Origin of the sequence: Actinokineospora cianjurensis (genome assembly GCF_003663795.1) — a bacterium.
In the GTDB taxonomy this organism is placed as follows: domain Bacteria; phylum Actinomycetota; class Actinomycetes; order Mycobacteriales; family Pseudonocardiaceae; genus Actinokineospora; species Actinokineospora terrae.
Window position 1 is genome coordinate 627923 of sequence record NZ_RCDD01000002.1, and the last position, 18054, is coordinate 645976.

The 18054-nt window shown below is 71.1% G+C and carries 14 protein-coding genes; 5 read left to right on the top strand and 9 right to left on the bottom strand.

Annotated elements, in window-relative coordinates; translation table 11 throughout:
* Positions 1-18 precede the first annotated feature (18 nt).
* Both CLV68_RS17395 and CLV68_RS17400 read right to left on the bottom strand, forming a co-directional pair.
* Positions 19-1092: a DmpA family aminopeptidase gene (locus CLV68_RS17395; protein WP_121391908.1), complete on the bottom strand. Its 1074-nt coding sequence runs from the start codon at positions 1090-1092 to the stop codon at positions 19-21.
* 1 nt (position 1093) lies between these two features.
* Positions 1094-1699 carry a TetR/AcrR family transcriptional regulator gene (locus CLV68_RS17400; RefSeq protein WP_121391909.1) on the bottom strand — a complete coding sequence of 202 codons (606 nt, stop codon included), beginning with the start codon at positions 1697-1699 and terminating at the stop codon, positions 1094-1096.
* A 140-nt stretch (positions 1700-1839) separates the two neighbouring features.
* Between CLV68_RS17400 and CLV68_RS17405 the strand changes: the two genes are divergently transcribed.
* Together CLV68_RS17405 and CLV68_RS17410 are read left to right on the top strand one after the other, a co-directional pair.
* Complete coding sequence (locus CLV68_RS17405; protein ID WP_121391910.1) at positions 1840-3276, top strand: APC family permease; 1437 nt, start codon at positions 1840-1842, stop codon at positions 3274-3276.
* A gap of 99 nt (positions 3277-3375) precedes the next feature.
* A complete protein-coding gene (locus CLV68_RS17410) occupies positions 3376-4563 on the top strand; it encodes an MFS transporter (protein WP_147460047.1) in 1188 nt (395 codons plus the stop codon).
* On the opposite strand, the gene CLV68_RS17415 is transcribed toward CLV68_RS17410, so the two are convergent.
* A complete protein-coding gene (locus CLV68_RS17415) occupies positions 4517-5980 on the bottom strand; it encodes an APC family permease (RefSeq protein ID WP_121391912.1) in 1464 nt (487 codons plus the stop codon). The genes CLV68_RS17410 and CLV68_RS17415 overlap by 47 nt on opposite strands.
* A gap of 77 nt (positions 5981-6057) precedes the next feature.
* Positions 6058-7668 (bottom strand): PucR family transcriptional regulator, encoded by a 1611-nt coding sequence (locus CLV68_RS35685; RefSeq protein WP_121391913.1) that lies wholly within the window; start codon positions 7666-7668, stop codon positions 6058-6060.
* Between the two features lie 124 nt (positions 7669-7792).
* Here CLV68_RS35685 and CLV68_RS17425 point away from each other — a divergent pair, with 124 nt between their 5' ends.
* Together CLV68_RS17425 and CLV68_RS17430 are read left to right on the top strand one after the other, a co-directional pair.
* Positions 7793-9289: a CoA-acylating methylmalonate-semialdehyde dehydrogenase gene (locus CLV68_RS17425; RefSeq protein WP_121391914.1), complete on the top strand. Its 1497-nt coding sequence runs from the start codon at positions 7793-7795 to the stop codon at positions 9287-9289.
* A gap of 20 nt (positions 9290-9309) precedes the next feature.
* A complete protein-coding gene (locus tag CLV68_RS17430) occupies positions 9310-10686 on the top strand; it encodes an aspartate aminotransferase family protein (RefSeq protein WP_121391915.1) in 1377 nt (458 codons plus the stop codon).
* Between the two features lie 516 nt (positions 10687-11202).
* On the opposite strand, the gene CLV68_RS17435 is transcribed toward CLV68_RS17430, so the two are convergent.
* Positions 11203-12600, bottom strand: a complete 1398-nt coding sequence (locus CLV68_RS17435; RefSeq protein WP_121391916.1) for a cytochrome P450 — start codon at positions 12598-12600, stop codon at positions 11203-11205.
* 315 nt (positions 12601-12915) lie between these two features.
* Entirely contained in the window at positions 12916-14259 is a 1344-nt protein-coding gene (locus tag CLV68_RS17440) for an MFS transporter (protein ID WP_121391917.1), read from the bottom strand.
* Between the two features lie 221 nt (positions 14260-14480).
* Between CLV68_RS17440 and CLV68_RS17445 the strand changes: the two genes are divergently transcribed.
* On the top strand, positions 14481-14861 hold the full coding sequence (locus CLV68_RS17445; protein WP_121391918.1) for a MarR family winged helix-turn-helix transcriptional regulator: 381 nt from the start codon (positions 14481-14483) through the stop codon (positions 14859-14861).
* A 7-nt stretch (positions 14862-14868) separates the two neighbouring features.
* Here the strand turns inward: CLV68_RS17445 and CLV68_RS17450 are convergent, their stop codons facing one another.
* The 3 genes from CLV68_RS17450 to CLV68_RS17460 are packed head-to-tail and all read right to left on the bottom strand — an operon-like array spanning position 14869 to position 17815.
* Positions 14869-15492 carry a response regulator gene (locus CLV68_RS17450; protein ID WP_121391919.1) on the bottom strand — a complete coding sequence of 208 codons (624 nt, stop codon included), beginning with the start codon at positions 15490-15492 and terminating at the stop codon, positions 14869-14871.
* Positions 15489-16655 carry a sensor histidine kinase gene (locus CLV68_RS17455; protein ID WP_121391920.1) on the bottom strand — a complete coding sequence of 389 codons (1167 nt, stop codon included), beginning with the start codon at positions 16653-16655 and terminating at the stop codon, positions 15489-15491. The genes CLV68_RS17450 and CLV68_RS17455 overlap by 4 nt, the downstream gene beginning before the upstream one ends.
* The gene (locus CLV68_RS17460) at positions 16652-17815 is read right to left on the bottom strand and encodes a DUF418 domain-containing protein (RefSeq protein ID WP_246009929.1); all 1164 of its coding nucleotides are present in this window, start codon (positions 17813-17815) and stop codon (positions 16652-16654) included. Before CLV68_RS17460 ends, CLV68_RS17455 begins: the two co-directional genes overlap by 4 nt.
* Positions 17816-18054: the final 239 nt, after the last annotated feature.

Genomic DNA, 18054 nt, shown 5'->3' on the forward strand with positions numbered 1-18054 from the left:
CTCGGCGCCGCACCCAAGTCATCGCCGCACCACCAGGTCGACCAGGCGGTCCACCGGGAGCGCGGGCGAACGGCGGCCTTGGCGACCGGTCATGGTCTCGGCGGCGACCAAGGCGTTCAGGACCGCTTCCTCGACGGAGTGCACGACAGCGGCGAAGAGGTCGTCCATGCGGTTCCACGGGATGTGCCGGAGGGTGTCGTAACCGGGATCGCCCTGCGGGAACTCGGACGGGGTCAGGACGTTGCCGGTGGAGAAGGCCAGGAAGATGTCGCCGGAGAAGTGGGAGCCGGTGGTGCCGGTGCGGGCCAGTCCCAAGGGGACGCGACGGGCCAGGGCGGTGCACTGCCCCGGGAGCAGGGGCGCGTCGGTGGCGATGACGGCGATCACCGAGCCCGCGCCAGGGGGCACCAGCCAGTCGTCGTCCTCCATCGGGTTGTCGTCGGCGAGCGCGGTCCCGACCGGCACGCCGCACACGGTGAGTTCCTTGCGGGAACCGAAGTTCGCCTGCACGAACGCGCCGACAGTGTACGAGTCCTGTCCGTAGTGGACGATCCGGGACGAGGTGCCGCTGCCGCCCTTGAAGGCGTAGCAGTTCATCCCGGTCCCACCGCCGACCGACCCCTCCGCGACCGGACCACCCGCGGCCGCGTCGATGGCGGCGATGGCGTGCTCGGCCTGGACGTGCGGTCCGTTGATGTCGTTGAGGTAGCCGTCCCAGGTCTCGGCGACCACTGGCAGCAGCCACTGCTCGGCGACCGCGGGCTTCTCGCGCGCGACCCAGTCGATGACGCCCCGGTGGCACGGTCCGATCGCGTGGGTGTTGGTGATCAGCACCGGGAGCCGCACCGAGCCGATCTCGTCGACCAGCGCCGAGCCGGTCATCTCCCCGTTGCCGTTCAACGAGAACCGCCCCGCCGCGCACGGCAGGTGCACGTCCTCGCGGGCGCGCGGCAGGATCGCGGTGACGCCGGTGCGGACGTCGTCGCCCGCCACGAGGGTCGTGTAGCCGACCTCGACGCCGGGGACGTCGGTGATCGCGTTGTGCGGGCCGGTGTCTCCGGTCAGCGGCAGGCCGAGGTCACGGGCTCGCATGTCAGACCTCCAGGTCGCAGTGGGTGGCGTCGGCGGCGAAGGCGAGCAGGACCGCCTCCGCCTGCGGGACGGTGAAAGTGGGCACGGCCTGGGTGAGGTGCAGGCCGAGGCCGTCCTCCAAGGCGACGAGGCCGCGCGCGATGGTGATCGCGTCCCGCGCGAGGTCGAACACGCCGGTGGCGGCGCCCGTCTCCAGGATCGCGGTGTACAGGGCGACCTGGCGCTCGCACAGGCGGATGTGCTGCGCGGCGTAGGCGGGATCGCGGCGGGCGTAGGCGCCGAGTTCGTAGAGCAGCACGCACAACTCGTCGTCCTTGCCGCTGGGCAGGCCCGCGCGGATCGTCCTGACCAGCTTCCCGCGCGGGTCGGACTCCTGCCGCGCCGCCTCCTCGCGGTCGACGCAGAACCGTTCGACCGCCTCGCGCTGCACCTCGAAGAGCAGGTCGCCCAGCGACGGGAAGTAGTACAGGACCGAGCCGGTGGACATCGAGGCCAGGTCGGCGACATCGCGCAGCCGCACGTCGAGCACGCCCCGGTCGAGGACGGCCTGGCGGGCGGCGGCGATCAGCTCGCCGCGCCGTTCGTGTGCGCGGCTGGGTCTCGGCATGCCGGTGATTCTTCAACCGAGTGTCAAAGAACGCAAGTGTGTCGCACGCCGTAACACAGCCGTTTCTGGACATGGTATTGACGTGGCGGCCGCCGAGTTCTTTGATGACGACTCAAAGAACGCGCCGCAAGGAGACCGCCATGCCGGATCCGTCGCCCACCCCACCCCCCGCTCCCCCCGGGAAGTCCACCGCGAACACCACGCCCACGCTGCGACGGGGCCTCAAGGTGCTCGGCACGCTGCTCATCACGCTCTCCGCGATCTCCCCCGCGTCCTCGGTGTTCATCATCGCGCCGGGTGTGGTGGCCCAGGCGGGCAGCGGCGCGTTCTGGAGCTTCGTGATCGCCGCCGTCGTCGGGGTGTTCATGGCGTTCGTCTACGCGGAGCTCGCCTCGGCGTACCCGCTCAGCGGCGGCGAGTACGCGATCGTCGCGCGCACCCTGGGCAGGCTGCCCGGGTTCGTCACCCTCGGCCTGCTGCTGGTCACCCAACTGCTGATCATCGCGGTGATCGCGCTCGGCGTCGGCACCTACCTGGAGGTCCTCATCCCCGGCCTGCCGGGCCCGGTCGTGGCGGCGGTGACGACGGCGGGCGCGACGGTGCTCGCGGTGTTCGACATCAAGCTCAACGCCTGGATCACCGGTGTCTTCCTGGCCATCGAGATGGTCGCGCTGGTCGTGGTGAGCGCGCTGGGCCTGTTCGACCCGGCCCGCCCGCTCGGCGAGCTGATCTCCGCCCCGATCGCGGCCACCGACGGTGTCGTCGGTCCCGCGGCGGCGGGGTTGATCACCGCGGCCGCGGCGGTGGCCATCTTCTCCTACAACGGCTACGGCTCGGCGGTGTACTTCGGCGAGGAGACCACGAACGCGAGCCGGGGCATCGCCCGCGCCATCCTGTGGGCGCTGGGGATCACCGTGATCGCGGAGCTCGTCCCGGTCACCGCCGTGCTGCTCGGCGCGCCGTCGCTGCCGGAGTTGTTCGCCGCGGACAACATGATGAGCTACTTCGTCACCGCCAAGGCGGGCTCGACGGTGAACACGGTGATCAGCCTGGCCATCGCGCTGGCCATCCTCAACGCGGTGCTGGCGATCATCCTGATCACCGCGCGGATGGTGTTCAGCACCGGCCGCGACGCCGCCTGGCCCGGCACGGTCAGCCGGGCACTGGCCAGGATCCACCCCAGCGCGGGCACGCCGTGGATCGCGACACTGGCCACCGGCGCGTTCGCCACCGCGCTGTGCTTCGCCGACAAGGACTTCCTGCTCGTGGTGACCGCCACCTCGATCGTCGCGGTGTACGCGGCGCTGTGCCTGGCGGTGATCAACGGGCGGCGCACCGGGGCCACCGCGCACGCGGCGTACCGGATGCCGTGGTTCCCGGTCGCGCCGGTGGTCGCGTTGGCGGCACTGGTCTACGTCATCTGGCAGAACGCGCTCGACCCGGTCATCGGGCGGCCCAGCCTCGCCATCACGGTCGGTATCGGTGCGGCGGCGGCTCTTTACTACGTATTGGTGCTTCGCAGGCGTGGCCGGTGGGAACTGCGCGGGCCCGAGGAGGCGGAAAGCACACCGCTGTAAGCCGTCGGCCGGGTCCCACCGCGGACCCGGCCTGCTACGGTGCGGTGATTGGGTGCCTTGGGCCTGGGGGGTCGCACGAGTGCTGATCAGTGTCGCGCGGTGAGCACAGCCAGCACACCCCCGAAGCAGGTGATGACGCCAGAACTGGCGGTTTTGACGTTCTGCCAGTTCCTCTACTACGGCGGCCTCGCCGTCGACCTCACGCTCACAGCGTTGGTCGGCTTGCACCTGGCGCCGTCGACCGCGCTGGCCACCGTCCCGTTCACAGTCATGGCCGCGGTGGCGGTGTTCGCCTCGTTCTTCGCGGGCACACTGTCGGCCAAGTACGGGCACCGCGCGATCCTGGTCGCGGGCGCGACAGCCGCCACGGCAGGCGGACTGGTGTCGATGTGGGCGGTGTTCGCGCACTCGTTCCTCCTGTTGTGCGTTGGCACGGCGTGCGTCGGGCTGTATAAGGCGACCGGCGGCTACTTCCGTTACATGGCAGCGGATCGAGCCCCTGAGGGCGGCCGGACCAGGGCGTTGAGCACGGTGTTGCTCGGCGGTGTCGCCGCGGCGCTGGTGGGGCCGTGGGCGGCGACGTGGAGCGGTGACCTGTTCGGCACCGCGTTCGCCGGGTCGTACCTGCTGGTCGCGGTGTTGGCGTTCGCGGTCGTGGTGCTGGTGCTGTTTATCCGCGGCAACCCGGACGGCGGATCCGGTGCGCCGCAACGGGAGGAGCCGGTGCCGATCCGGGCGGCGACCCGCACGGCGACGTTCCGGACCGCGATGGTGTTGCTGGGCGCGGCATCCGGGCTGATGACGCTGCTGATGACGATGGGCCCGATCGCGGGCGCCCACCACGACCACACCCCCGGCGACGGCGCGCTGATCATCCAGTGGCACATGGTCGGCATGTTCGCGCCCGCGCTGATCAGCGGGCGGCTGGTCACGCGGTGGGGCGCGTCGAGGTGCGCGTCGCTGGGCGCGGCGACGCTGGCAGCGGGTGGCATCACCAGCGCGCTCGACGACTCGGTCACCGGCTACACGGTGGGTCTCTGCCTGGTCGGTGTCGCGTGGAACCTGCTTTACGTGTCGGGCAGCCAGTACACGATCCGCAGCTACCCGCCCGGGCGCGGCGGCCGGGTGCAGGGCGCGATCGAGGCCGCGGCGGGTGGGATCACCGTCGTCGCCTCGCTGGCCTCCGCCGAGGTCTTCCGCTCGCTCGGCTGGACCGGCGCCAACGTCGTGGTCGCGGTGATCAGCGGGCTGCTGCTGGCGTGGATCCTGGCCGTCGTCCGCGACTAGTGCCCACGGCGGTGCCCGCGACCAACGCGGCAGCCGGGATGAGGCCGAGGACCACGCTCACGCCGACGCTGCCGCCGGTGACGAGGGTGAAGTTGGCAACGACCAGCCACAGGCTCGCCAGAAGCCCGACGACAGCGGCGATCGGCGCGACCACGGCGGTCAGGACCCGGCCGCGGCGGGCTTGTGGGTCGCGTTGGAAGAAGGTGAACACCGCCACCGAGGTCAGCAGCATGAGCAGCACCATGCCGACCGTCGAGACACCGGCCATCGACCCGAACACGCCGACCAGCGGGTCCAGTCCGACCAGGGCGAACACGACGACGAACACCAGCGCGGTGGTGGACTGCGTCAGCGACGAGACAGCGGGCGAGCCCTGGCCGGGGTGCACACGGCCGAGCGCGGCCGGGAACGAGCCCTGGGTGGCCAGCGCGAACTGGTAGCGGGCGATGACGTTGTGGAACGACAGGACGCAGGCGAAGACGCTGGTGCACAACAGGACCTGCATGATGTCGCGCAACACCGTGCCCAGGTAGGTGCCCGCGGAGTCGAGCAGCATGTTGCCGCCGCTGCCGAGCGCGGCGTTGGCGACCGCGTTGGCCTGGGACGCGCCGACGCCCTCGATGATCGCCCAGCACGACAGCGCGTAGAACACGCCGATGATGCCCACGGCGAGGTAGGTCGCGCGCGGGATGGTGCGCTCGGGGTCGCGGGCCTCGTCGCGGAACACCGCGGTGGCCTCGAACCCGATGAACCCGGTGAGGGCGAACAGGACGGCGATGCCCAGCGGCCCGGACCCGATGGCGTCCGGGGTGAAGGAGGTGCCGGTGATCCCGTTCGGGCCGCCGTCGGCGAAGATCGCGGCGTCCAGCGCGACGACGATGGCGATCTCCAGCACCAGCGCGATCCCGAGCACCTTGGAGCTCAGCTCGATGTGCCGGTAGCCGAGCAGCCCGACCACGACCACGCCGCCGAGCGCGAACACCCACCACGGGACCGCCGGGCCGCCGTAGTGGGTCACCAGGTCGCCGACCGCCCAGCCGAAGTAGCCGTACATCCCGACCTGGATGGCGGTGTAGGCCACCAGCGCCACGTACGCGGTGCCCATCCCGGTGCGCCCGCCGAGGCCCCTGGTGACGTAGGAGTAGAACGCCCCGGCGTCCTTGACGTGCGGGGTCATCGTCACGAACCCGATGGAGAACACCAGCAGCACCAACGCGGCCAGCACGAACCCGACCGGCGCCCCCGCGCCGTTGCCGGACCCGATGGCCAGCGGCACGTTCCCGCCGATCACCGTCAGCGGGGCCGCCGCCGCGATGACCATGAACACGATGCTCCCGACACCGAGCCGCCCGGAGAGCCGGGCCGTACCGCTCGCGTCCCCGGCCGGGTCCGGCCGTCCTACCTCGGATTGCGCCATGCCGCACTGTCGACCGTGGACAGTCCCGCCGACAAGTGACACACCGTAAACCAGGCCCCTCCCGGGCCGACACAGTGTCAGCCCCTGGCGGCCAGGTCGTGGGCGATCACGGCCAGGTGCAGGGACACCCGGGTCTCGGCGTCGGCGATGTCGCGGCCGAGGACGTCGGAGAGGCGCTTGAGCCTGGCGTAGACGGCGGGTCGGCTCAGGTGCAGGGTGCGGGCGAGGACGGCGACGTTGCCGTTGGTGGCGAGGTAGGAGCGCAGCAGGTCCAAGAGGTCTTGCTCCTCCCCCGGCTTCTGCGCGCGGTGGTTGAGCAGCGGGTGCAGTTGCAGCTCGGCGAACTGGTGCAGCCGGGGGTCGGCGCGCAGCGACCAGAGCAGGCCCCGCGCGCCCAGGTCGCGGGTGCGGTAGACCTCCCGCGCGTCGACGCGGTTCGGGTCGGCGGCCACGGCATCGGCGATGTGGGTCGCCTCCTCCAGTGCGGCGGACAGGCCGGAGAACCGGGTCGCCGGGGTCGCGGCGGCGGCGACCAGGCCCGCGGGCAGCCGCGGGTGGGTGGTCATCGCGGCGAGGAAGGAGCGGACGGCGGCGGGTTCGTCGGTCTCGGCGGGGCAAGAGAACACGACCGCGACCCGGCCGGGGGCGGTGATGCCGGTAAGCGCGGCACGGCCCTGGGTCCGCGCGGTCGCGGCGGCGGCGTCGAGCGCGGCGTGGTCGGCGTCGGCGGAAGGAGCGCCCGCGGAACCGACGGCCAGGACGAGCACGGCGTAGGCCCGCCCCACCCGCAGGCCGATCGCGCGCAGCCGGGCGCCCATCGCCTGCTCGTCGGTGATCTGGCCGGTGAGCAGGTCGCGCAGCATCCCGCCGTGCGCGTCGAGGGCGACGTCCTTGCCGTCGCCGTGCAGCATCCGGGTGATCGCGAGGGTCGCGGCGGCGCGCTCCAGCACGCTGGTCACCTGGTCGAGGTCGGTCACCGCGAAGGGGACGACCAACCTCCCCCAGCGACCCCGGCGCGGGCCGACCGGCGTGCAGAGCCACCGCTCCGGCCCGGCCACGGCCGTCTCCCCGCCCGCGGCCGCCAGTCGGGACCGGGATTCCCAGTCGCGCAGCACCTCCGCGGCCCGGGTGGTGCCACTGAAGGCGACCGCGTGGTGCGCGAGGTCCTCCAGCACGACCGGGTGGCCGCTGAGCGCGCCCGCCTGGGCCAGCACCTCCTCGACCCGGGCGCCCTCCACGGTCAGCATCGTGAACACCTCGTTGACCTGCTGGGTGAACCGCAGCCGGGCGTGCTGGACGTTGACGATCCTGGCGTGCACCGCCTCGGTGATCTCCACGAACCGGACCGTGCGGCGCAGCTCGACCAGCGGGAACCCGAGCCGCCGCGCGGTGCGGACCATCGGCTCCGGCAGCGCGGGCAGGTGCGGCCCCAGCTCGACGACCAGTCCCCTGGCGCCCGCGTCGCGCAGCGCGGTGACGTAGGCGGCGAGGTCGACACCCGGGTCGATGGCGACGATGCCGGTGGACAGCAGCAGTTCGCCGCCCTCCAGGGTGCCCGCGACGTTGGCGATCTCGCTGACGTGCACCCAGCGGACCGGCTCGCCGAGCGCCTGCTCACCCGCGCGCACCCTCGGGTCACCCGCCTGGACGCCTGCCGTGGCGAGCACCTCCGCCACCGTGGGGTACATGGGCCGACGCTAGCACGGCGTTTTACACATCGTCGGGGATCAATCCTGATCAGCTGCACTGTGTAACTAGCCGGGGCCGGTCGGCTGGTCGAGGCTGGGAGGACCAGCGGGCGAAGGGGAGCGGATGGGCGCGGAGATCGTGGGGCACTGGATCGGTGGCGCTGAGACCGCCGGGGAGACCGACCGGGCGGCGGACGTGTTCGACCCCGCCACCGGCAAGGTCGCCCGGCAGGTAGCGCTAGCGGGCGCGGCCGACGTCGACCGGGCGGTGGCCGCGGCGACCGGGGCGTTCCCCGGCTGGCGCGACACCCCGATCTCCCGGCGCACCCGGGTCCTGTTCGCCTTCCGCCAACTGCTGGACGAGGCCAAGGACGAACTGGCCGAGGCCATCACCGCCGAGCACGGCAAGGTCGTCTCCGACGCCCAGGGCGAGGTGGCGCGCGGGCTCGAGGTCGTGGAGTTCGCCTGCGGCATCGGGCACCTGCTCAAGGGCGGCCACACGGAGAACGCCTCGACCGGGGTCGACGTGCACGCCACCCGGCAGCCGCTGGGCCCGGTCGCGGTGATCAGCCCGTTCAACTTCCCGGTGATGGTGCCGCTGTGGTTCGTGCCGATCGCGATCGCGGCGGGCAACACGGTCGTGCTCAAGCCGAGTGAGAAGGACCCGTCGGCCGCGTTGCTGCTGGCCAGGCTCTGGCAGCGGGCGGGTTTGCCGGACGGGGTGTTCACGGTCCTCAACGGCGACAAGGAAGCCGTGGACGGTCTACTCGACCACCCCGACATCAAGGCCGTGTCGTTCGTCGGGTCGACCCCGGTGGCCAGGTACGTCCACCAGCGGGCGAGCGCGGCGGGCAAGCGCGTGCAGGCGTTGGGCGGGGCGAAGAACCACATGGTCGTGCTGCCCGACGCCGACGTGGACCTGACCGCGGACGCGGCGATCAACGCCGGGTTCGGCTCGGCGGGCGAGCGGTGCATGGCGATCAGCGTCGTGGTCGCCGTCGGCTCGGTGGCCGACCCGCTGGTGGCCGCGATCGCCGAACGCGCGCGAGGGCTGCGCACCGGCGACGGCAGGCGCGGCTGCGACATGGGTCCGCTGATCACCGGCGCGCACCGCGACAAGGTGACCGGATACGTGGCCTCGGGCGAGCAGGCGGGCGCGACGGTGGTGGTGGACGGCCGGGACGTGGAGCCGGACGCGGACGGGTCCGGGTTCTTCCTCGGCCCGACGCTGCTCGACCACGTGACCCCGGCGATGTCGGTCTACACCGACGAGATCTTCGGCCCGGTGCTGTCCGTGGTCCGCGTCGAGACGTACGCCGAGGCTGTCGCGCTGGTCAACGGCAACCCTTACGGCAACGGCACGGCGATCTTCACCAACGACGGGGGCGCGGCGCGGCGGTTCGCCAACGAGATCGAGGTCGGCATGGTCGGGGTGAACGTCCCGATCCCGGTCCCGGTCGCGTACTACTCCTTCGGCGGCTGGAAGGACTCGCTGTTCGGCGACACCCACGCCCACGGCACCGACGGCGTGCACTTCTTCACCAGGGGCAAGGTGGTGACCTCCCGCTGGCCCGACGACGGCCACCGCGGCGTCGACCTCGGCTTCCCCCGCAACGACTGACCTCCCGAGGAGCACCGGACATGACCCTCACCGAGCACGGCCCCACCTCGACCGGCTCCGCCACGGCGGGCTGGGGGAACCTGTGGCCGCACTTCACCAGGCTCTCCGCCGACCGCACCCCGGTGATCACCCGGGGCGAGGGCGCCTACATCTGGGACGACCGGGGCAGGCGCGTGCTGGACGGGCTGTCCGGCCTGTTCGTCGTGCAGGCCGGGCACGGGCGCCGGGAACTGGCGTCGGTCATGGCGGCGCAGGCGGCGCGGTTGGCGTACTTCCCGGTGTGGGGCTACGCGACCCCGCCGGTGATCGAACTGGCCGAGCGGCTCGCGGCGGCGGCACCCGGTGACCTGAACCGGGTCTTCTTCACCACCGGCGGCGGCGAGGCGGTGGAGAGCGCCTGGAAGGTGGCCAAGCAGTACTTCAAGCTGACCGGCCGCCCGCTCAAGCACAAGGTGATCAGCCGCGCGATCGCCTACCACGGCACCCCGCAGGGCGCGCTGGCGATCACCGGGCTGCCCGCGATGAAGCAGCAGTTCGAACCGCTGACCCCGGGCGGTTTCCGGGTGCCCAACACCAACATCTACCGGGCGACCGAGCACGCGGACGACCCGGTCGCGTTCGGCCGGTGGGCGGCCGACCGGATCGAGGAGGCGATCCTGTTCGAGGGCCCGGACACCGTCGCCGCGGTGGTCCTGGAGCCGGTGCAGAACTCCGGCGGCTGCCTCACTCCCCCACCCGGCTACTTCCAGCGGGTCCGCGAGATCTGCGACAAGCACGACGTGCTGCTGGTCTCCGACGAGGTCATCTGCGCCTTCGGCAGGCACGGCAGCACCTTCGCCTGCGCCAAGTTCGGCTACCAGCCCGACATCGTGACCTGCGCCAAGGGCATGAGCTCCGGCTACGCCCCGATCGGCGCCATGATCACCACCGACCGGGTGGTCGAGCCGTTCCTGCGCGACAAGACGGTCTTCCCGCACGGCTACACCTTCGGCGGCCACCCGGTCGCCGCCGCCGTCGCCCTGGCCAACCTGGACATCGTCGAGTCCGAACGCCTCAACGAGAACGTCCTGGCCAACGAGTCCGCCTTCGGCGCCACCATGCGCCGCCTCCTCGACCTCCCCATCGTCGGCGACGTCCGCGGCGACGGCTACTTCTGGGCCGTGGAACTGGTGAAGGACAAGAACACCAAGCAAACCCTCACCCCCGACGAGCGCGAGACCCTGATCCGCGGCTACCTGCCCAAAGCCCTCTTCGACAACGGCCTCTACTGCCGCCCCGACGACCGCGGCGACCCCGTCGTCCAGGTCGCACCACCGCTGACCAGCGGCCAGGCCGAGTTCGACGAGATCGAGCGGATCCTCCGCCACACCCTCACCGAGGCGAGCGCGCTGCTCTGATCCCGGGCACCGGCCGACCACCAGCCCGATCCACGACCACGAGCCTTATCCACGAGCGCCGGTCGATCCCCAGGCACCCAACCTGATCCACTGACACCCCAGTCGATCCACGCGCACCCAGCCCGATCCACAGACACCGGCCGATCCACGAGCACCGGCCTGATCCCCAGGCCCGGGCCGGACCACGGCGTAAGCCGAGCCTGGTCCCAGGCGCGGTCGCCCCTGGTTCAACACCGCCGGTTCCGGGTTCCGGCGTCACCGGTGCCGCGTTCTGGCGCGACCTTGCTCTCGTCGAACCAAGCCTGGCCCCAGGCGTGGCAATCCCAAGGTTCCGGTGGGCCAGTTCCGGGCTCCGGTGGGGCCATCCCGGTTCCGGCGCGGCCGGTGTCGGGCTCCGGGTACGGCTCTCGGTGAGCCGAGCCTGGCCCCAGGCATAGCCAGCCCGGGTTCCTGGGTTTCGGTGTGGCCGGTGTCAGGCTCCGGCGTGGTCTCGTCGAAGCAGGTTCTGGTCGGGGCTCAGACGGACTCGGGTTCTGGGTGGGTGGGGTTCTCGGCCTGGCGCTGGCTGGGTAGGTCGGTGGTGCTGGGGTGGGCGGTGAGGCGGAGCCGGAGACCGCGGGGGCGCAGGGTCGCGGCGGGGCCGGCCTTGACCTCGGTGCCGGGCACGGCCTCGATGTGCCACCGGGTGGTGATGGCCGCCAGGACGATGCCGATCTCGGTCAGCGCGAAGGTGGTGGCGACGCACTTGCGCGGCCCCCCGCCGAACGGCAGGTACGGCGAGCGGGGTGTCGGCGCGGAGGTCCACCGGTCGAGGTCGAAGCGGTGCGGGTCCGGGTAGCGGTCCGGGCGGTGGTGCACCAGGTGCGGGCTGATGATCACCGCGGTGTCGGCCGGGATCTCGTGCCCGCCGAGCTCGGTGGCCATGGTGGTGGTGCGGGTGAACATCCACACCGGCGGCCACCGGCGCATCGTCTCCGTGATCAACCTCCCGGTGGTCGTGTCGTGGCCCGCCGCCACCCGCGTGCCCAGGATCCCCGCCGCCTCGGCCCGGACCCGCGCCTGCACCTCGGCGTCGGTGGCCAGTACGTGCAGCGCCCACGCCAGCGTGCTGGCGGCGGTCTCCGCCCCGGCGATGAAGAACGTGATCAGCTGGTCGGTCAACTCGACATCGGTCGACCGCCCCCTGGTCTGCGGGTCCTGCGCGGCGAGCAACGCCGAGAGCAGGTCGCCGTTGTCGGAACCGTCGCCGACGCCGCTGCGCCTGCGCTCGACCACGATCTGGTGCAGCGACCGGCGCAGCCGCACCGTCGCCTTCCGGTAGGCCCGGTTGCCCGGCGTCGGCACGTTGTCCAGGATCGGCGGCGTCATCATCCGCCGGTACATCCCGGTGAGCAGGACGGTGGTGTCGGCCAACACCTGGTCCAGCCCGGCCTTGGACAGCGTGTCGGAGAACATGGTCGCCGCCACGATGCGGGACGTGATCGCCACCAACCGCGGCAGCACGTCGAGCACCTCGCCGTCGCCCCAGCTCTCCGCCGCTGCCGCCGCCTCCCGCGCCATCACCCGCGCGTAGTCCGGCAGCCTGCTCGCGTGGAACGCGGGCTGCACCAGCCGCCGCTGCCGCCGGTGCAGGTGGTGCGGGCACGAGGACAGGCCGTCCCCCGCGAACTCCCGAACCCGATCCCCGAACGGACCTCCCTTGTCGAAGACATGGTCGTCGCGCAGCACCACGTCGGTCAGCTCCACCCCGCACACCACGACCGCCCGCATCGGCCCCAGCCGCACCCGCACCAGATCCCCCAGCGCGGGCAACGACTCCAGGAACCCCAACGGATCACGCACCAACCGCGGCGCGTGCCCCAACACCGGCACCGCCCCCGGCGCGGACGGGATGGTGCTGAACGGGTTCGCCATCGCTGGGTGCCTCCGATGCGGTGCGGACCTGCGGTCCACGCGGGCAATCCACAAGCCGGTCACAACAACCGCGTCCACCGTAGGCGCGGCCAAGATGACCTTCCAAGGAAGATCACTCGTACCGGTGATCCCGCACCGAACCCCGCGCCACCGAACCCGCACCCCGGCGGAGAACACGACACCACGCGAGGCACTCAGGCCAACCTCCCCGGCGAGGATCAGACGGCATGCGGTGGCGGAACAGGATTGTCAGTGCAGGGCAGCGACCACACCGGGTTGGCAGCGAGGTCTGCGCCAGTGGCGTTGGCGGCGGTATCAGTGTTGGCGGGTGCGGCGGCGGGCCAGGGGGACGAGGTTCAGCAGCAGACCGGCGACGGCGACGCCGGTGACCAGGTTGAGGCCGGGGCGGAACGCGCTGAGGTCGGTGGCCGTCGAGCCGGCGAGGACGGCGGTGACGACGGCGAGGACCAGCGCGGAGCCGACCTGGCCCGAGGTCTGCAGCAGCCCGGCCGCCAGGCCCTGTTCGGCGTCGTCGATGCCGTCGGTGCCCTGGGCCATGATGGCGCTGAAGCCGAACCCGAACCCGCCGCCGAGTAAGAGCATCGTGGGCAGGATGGCCAGTGGGTAGTCCGGCGTGGTGCCCGCGGACACGAGGAACCACACGTACCCGAGGCTCAGCGACACCATCGAGGCCAGGATCAGCCGCTCGGTGCCGTACCGGTCGATCAACCTGCCGACCAGCGGCGAGCCGAGGACGACCACGATGCCCGCGGGCAGCAGGGCGAGCGCCATCGTCAGCGGTGCCCAGCCGAGGACGTTCTGCAGGTAGATCGTCATGATGAACTGGAAGCTGATGTAGGACCCCATCAGCGCGACCACGCTGAGGTTCGCCCGCACCACCGTGCCGATGCGCAGGATGCCCAGCCGGATCAGCGGGTGCGCGATGCGGTTCTCGATCAGGACGAAGGTGGTCAGCAGCGCGATGACCACGGCGACCGAGGCCAGCGTGATCGGTGAGAGCCACCCGCGTTCCGGTGCGGTGACGACGGTGTAGACCGCGAGCAGCGTGCCCCCGGTGAGCGTGACGGCACCCCAGATGTCGTGGCCGCCCTCGGCCCGCGCGGTGTCCCTCGGGATCAGCCGCATGCCGACCACCAGCGCGGCGAGCGCGATCGGCACCGGCGTGAGGAACGTCCAACGCCACCCCGCGCTGGTCAGCAGGCCACCCAGGATCAAGCCGGAGGAGTACCCGCTGGCGCCGAACACGGTGAAGATCGAGAGCGCCCGGTTGCGGGCGGGGCCCTCGGCGAAGGTCGTGGTCAGGATGGACATGGCGGTCGGCGCGGTGAACGCGGCGGCGAGGCCCTTGATGAACCGGGTGACCACGAGCAGCACGCCGTCGTCGACCAGGCCGCCGACGAAGGAGGCCACCGCGAAGGCGGCCAGGGCGATGAGGAACACCCGGCGGCGGCCGAGCAGGTCGGCGGTGCGGCCACCGAGCAGCAGCAGCCCGCCGTAGCCCAGGACGTAGCCGTTCACCAGCCATTGCAGCGAGGACTCCGACATGCCCAGTTCGGCGCCGATGGACGGCAGCGCGACGCCGACCATGGACACGTCCATGCCGTCGAGGAAGAGCACGACGCACAGGACGGCCAGCACGCCCCAGAGGCGGGCAGGCCAGGCGGGAGCGGTCGGATCGGGGACGGGACCGGTGGTGGCACCGGGGCCGGGGACAGTGCCCGCGGCCGAGGCAGGGGCCGTGGGCGTTTCGAGGAAAGGCACACCCGAAAACTACATGCGCCCACATCTAATGCGCCAACATAATATGCCATCGGGTAAGATGCTTTGACATAAGTTGTTGGCGCTGGTAGGGTGCCGCCATGGCGCAGGGAGTGGAACTCGTCGACCAGTGGCGATCGATGACCGCGCGCTACAACGAGATCGCCTGCAGGCTCGACCGCGAGCTCGAGGAGTCCCACGGCGTCAGCATGAACGAGTTCGAGACCCTCGACCGGCTCGCCGCGCACGACGCGGAGAAGCTCCGGATGCTGGACCTCGCCGCCGCCATGTACCTCAGCCAGAGCGCGCTCTCCCGCACCGTCGCCCGCCTGGAACGCGCGGGTCTGGTCGAACGCGCCCTCTGCGAGGCCGACCGCCGCGGCGTCTTCGTCCGCATCACCGACGCGGGCCGCGACCGCTACCGCGCCGCCAGTGAGACGCACCGCAACATCCTGGCCGAGCACCTGCCCGCGGCTGACTAGCCCGGTCCTAGTCGAGGATCCCGCCTCGGTACGCGGTCGCCACGGCGGACGCGCGATCGGACACCCCCAGCTTCGCGTAGACGTGCAGCAGGTGGGTCTTCACCGTCGCCTCGCTGATGTAGAGCTCCGCGGCCGCTTCCCGGTTGGTGTTGCCCCGTGCGATCAACCGGAGAACCTCGAGTTCCCTGGTACTGAGTTCCCGCGATCCCTGGCGTGGACGAACTCGGCCGACCAACACCGCCGCGACCGCCGGAGACAGCACCGTGTCTCCTCGCACCGCCGCGCGCACTGCCCGGAACAGCTCCTCTCTAGGCGCGTCCTTGAGCAGATAGCCGACCGCGCCCGCTTCCACTGCCGAAAGCACGTCGGAATCCGTGTCGTGCGTGGTGAGGACCAAGACAGCGGCAGCGGGAACACGTTCCCTGATGAGCCGGATCAGGGCACCACCACTCGGATCGGGCATGCGCAGGTCTGTGAGCACCACGTCAGGGCTAACGGCGGCGACTACCGCCAACGCCTCCATGCCGCTGGCAGCCTCACCGACGAGCTCGAAGTCCGACTGCGTGGCCACCATGCCACGCAACCCGTCCCGGACGACCGGGTGATCGTCGACGACCACCAGCCGGATCACCCGGCCACCTCGACCACCGGGACCCGGACGCTGACCGCGGTGCCCGCCCCGGGGCTGGACTCGACCGCCACGAACCCGGCCAGCGACCGGACCCGCTCCCGCAACGCGGTGAGCCCGAACCCGGGGGCGGCCGAGGTCTCGAACCCCGCCCCGTCGTCGCGGACGTCCAGCACGATCACGTCCTCCATGTAGGACAGGGTGACCGCGACCCGGCCCGCCCTGGCGTGCCTGCCCACGTTGGACAGCGCCTCCTGGGCCGCCCGCAGCACGGTCACCTCGATCTCCGCGTGGACCGGCCTCGGCGAGCCGGTCGTGGTGAAGGTCGCGGCGACGGCGTACTGCCTGCGCCAGTTCGCCACGGTGTGCCGGACGGCGTCCCCGAGGCGGGCGTCGCGCAGCGGTCCCGGGCGGAGCGCGTCCAGGGAGCGGCGCACCTCGACCAGGCTGGTGCGCGCCAGGTTCCTGGCCGTGTCGACCCGCAGGCGCGCGAGTCCTGACAGCTCCCCCGCCGCCTGGAGTTGGGTGACGATGCCGGTGAGACCCTGCGCGACGGTGTCGTGGATCTCGCGGGCCATCCTGGCGCGTTCCTGCGCGACGCCCGCCTCTCGTGCCCGTGTCACGAGCAGCGCGTTCAGCCTGGCGTTCTCCGCCGCCATCGCCACCAACTCGGCGTTGACCTCGCCCCGCCGCACCGCCTCCCGCTCTACCGCGCGGACCATGCCACCGACCAGCGCGGCCATCGGTGTCGCCACCGCGACGTCGAGCAGAGACGCTCCCGTGTCGGCCACTACGAGCCACGGCAGGTTCGCGGCGACCACGCCCAGGTAGGCGGAACGGCCCGGTAGCGCGCCGAACGCGAGGATGTAGCAGACGGGGACGAACAACTGGAACGAGTCGTCTTGCAGCACCAGGACGACGGTGAGGGCAACGACGCCGACGAAGTAACCGACCATCGTCCACGGTCGGTGATCCGTGCCGCCTACTACCCACGTCGGGTGCGCGACCACGAACCACCAGTGCCAGATGGCGAGCCCAGCGGCGATGACCACGGTGACCAGATGGAAGTTGGTCGCCACAGACACAGTGCAGGCCAGCGCCAGTAGGGCGTAGGGCGCTAGAGCCCAGATCTGGTCCCAGCGTTGTTGTTCGTGTGCGGTGTTCACCGCGCTGCCGTCCGGTAGGTGAGGCGCCGGAGCAGTACCTCGGCCGGACCTCTTACGCCTGCTTGGCGCAAGAGGTCTGCGAGCAGCACTGAGACGACCCAGGTCGCGAGAGCGATCACTGCTACCTCCGCAGTACCGAGCGTCTCGCCCAGTCCGAGGGTGTAGGGCGACAGCAGGGCTACGAAGACCACTGATTGGAACAGGTAGCAGCTAAGCGATCGTTCTCCGCACGCGGTGATGGCGAGCACCATCGGCCCGCGCCGATTCCCGATGCGCAGTGCGACCAAGCCAATCAGCGCCGCATAGCCCAGACCACCCGCGATTCCGGTAACACCGTGCAACGCCGATGTGATCCAGAGCGCCGCCGTGCCTTCTGGCTCCCAGAACCCCCCAACGGCGAGGCCAGCCGGTAACCCACCTAGCAGGGCAAGCGTCAGACCGACGGCGGCCGTCAGGGTCAGCAACGCGCGATGCCGTGCGGGATCGGTGATCACCCCACGCCGGGCAGCCCAAGTACCGACCAGGGCAGCGCAACCGACGCCGAGCATGCCCAACGGTGTCATGAGCCACTCAAGTGGACGCAACGCCATCGCCTCAAGCGGATCGGTGGTCTCAAACGAGAAGAAGAACGACCGCTCGCCGTCCGACGGCATCATGTACGCCGCCCCCTGCACCAGTGCGACAACGACCGACCACGACGCGGCCGCGACCAGCAAGGTGCGATCCTTGACTCGGATCAAGGCAACGAGGACGAACCCGAGCACCCCGTACAACCCGAGCACATCACCCGGGAACAACAGCACCACGTGCACGAACCCGAACACGATCAACCACCGACTCCGCCGCCGCAGCAAACGCTTGGCCTCGCCCTCCGACACCCCCGCCGCCCGCTGCCGCTGGAACACGCGCACCACCCCGTACGCGAACAACGCCGCGAACATCGGATAGGCCCTACCGTCGACCACGGCCACGTCGAACACGCTGACCAACCGGTCGAGCATCCCCTCCTCCACGATGTGCTGCCGGACGCCATACGGACGCCCGTAGAGGTACACGACGGAGTTGGCCAACGCGATCAGCGCCAACATCAACCCCCGCGCCAGATCCGGCGCCAACTCCCGCTCCAGCCCGCGAACAGGCCCCACCCTCGTCTCGTTCACACCACTAGCGTTCTGGTCGACCCCACCCCACCGGATCAACGCATCGACCGAGCCCCCGTGTCCACCGGCCGTCCGCCCAGATCAACCGATCGGTTGATGCGGACCGCTCGATCCGCAGACCACAGAGGATCAACCACGCACCTCACTCCCCCAAAGCCTCTTACCCCCGCCGAGCCTCTAGGCCGGACTCACAACCCCACCACCGAGCCCGTCAACAACCACGAGCCCGCTAACCGCCA

What these genes read in the sequence shown, in the direction of transcription:
- CLV68_RS17395 (WP_121391908.1), bottom strand. Translation starts at nt 1,092, where the DNA reads ATGCGAGCCCGTGACCTCGGCCTGCCGCTGACCGGAGACACCGGCCCG.
- CLV68_RS17400 (WP_121391909.1), bottom strand. Translation starts at nt 1,699, where the DNA reads ATGCCGAGACCCAGCCGCGCACACGAACGGCGCGGCGAGCTGATCGCC.
- CLV68_RS17405 (WP_121391910.1), top strand. Translation starts at nt 1,840, where the DNA reads ATGCCGGATCCGTCGCCCACCCCACCCCCCGCTCCCCCCGGGAAGTCC.
- CLV68_RS17415 (WP_121391912.1), bottom strand. Translation starts at nt 5,980, where the DNA reads ATGGCGCAATCCGAGGTAGGACGGCCGGACCCGGCCGGGGACGCGAGC.
- CLV68_RS35685 (WP_121391913.1), bottom strand. Translation starts at nt 7,668, where the DNA reads ATGTACCCCACGGTGGCGGAGGTGCTCGCCACGGCAGGCGTCCAGGCG.
- CLV68_RS17425 (WP_121391914.1), top strand. Translation starts at nt 7,793, where the DNA reads ATGGGCGCGGAGATCGTGGGGCACTGGATCGGTGGCGCTGAGACCGCC.
- CLV68_RS17430 (WP_121391915.1), top strand. Translation starts at nt 9,310, where the DNA reads ATGACCCTCACCGAGCACGGCCCCACCTCGACCGGCTCCGCCACGGCG.
- CLV68_RS17435 (WP_121391916.1), bottom strand. Translation starts at nt 12,600, where the DNA reads ATGGCGAACCCGTTCAGCACCATCCCGTCCGCGCCGGGGGCGGTGCCG.
- CLV68_RS17445 (WP_121391918.1), top strand. Translation starts at nt 14,481, where the DNA reads ATGGCGCAGGGAGTGGAACTCGTCGACCAGTGGCGATCGATGACCGCG.